Raw genomic sequence first — 507 nt, 5'->3', positions numbered from 1 at the left:
GTTCGTAGGGTTCAGATCCTCACARATCTGGTATGTGATTGTATATGTTCCCGCTGGGGTGTTCTCAGGAATGCTTACGATGCCTGTAGATGGATCGATGCTCGGTACAGGACCGCCGTTGATCGGTGTCGCTGCCGTAACTATCGTCAACGTCACATCATCTATCGATACAGGATCTCCGTTCAACGTGTCGTTTGTCAACACATTGCCCGCGTTCTCTGTGCCGTCTAGGCCRTTGATCGGACCGAAGTCGTCATCAKTCGCCGCTATCKSTGCCGCTTCTACCGTAACCTCTACAGAGGCCGTCGAGCAGTTCGTAGGGTTCAGATCCTCACARATCTGGTATGTGATTGTATATGTTCCCGCTGGGGTGTTCTCAGGAATGCTTACGATGCCTGTAGATGGATCGATGCTCGGTACAGGACCGCCGTTGATCGGTGTCGCTGCCGTAACTATCGTCAACGTCACATCATCTATCGATACAGGATCTCCGTTCAACGTGTCGTT

General features: G+C 51.7%; 1 protein-coding gene. It reads right to left on the bottom strand.

Translation table 11 applies throughout. The annotated features are described in order from the left end of the window. Positions 1–507, bottom strand: a 507-nt coding sequence (locus MM213_RS20865) for an Ig-like domain-containing protein (protein WP_241414802.1), incomplete at both ends; no start/stop codon positions are given.

Source organism: Belliella alkalica (assembly GCF_022549785.1).
GTDB lineage: Bacteria > Bacteroidota > Bacteroidia > Cytophagales > Cyclobacteriaceae > Belliella > Belliella alkalica.
The sequence above is the reverse complement of the archived record's forward strand: the minus strand, read 5'-3'. Positions and strand labels throughout refer to the sequence as shown.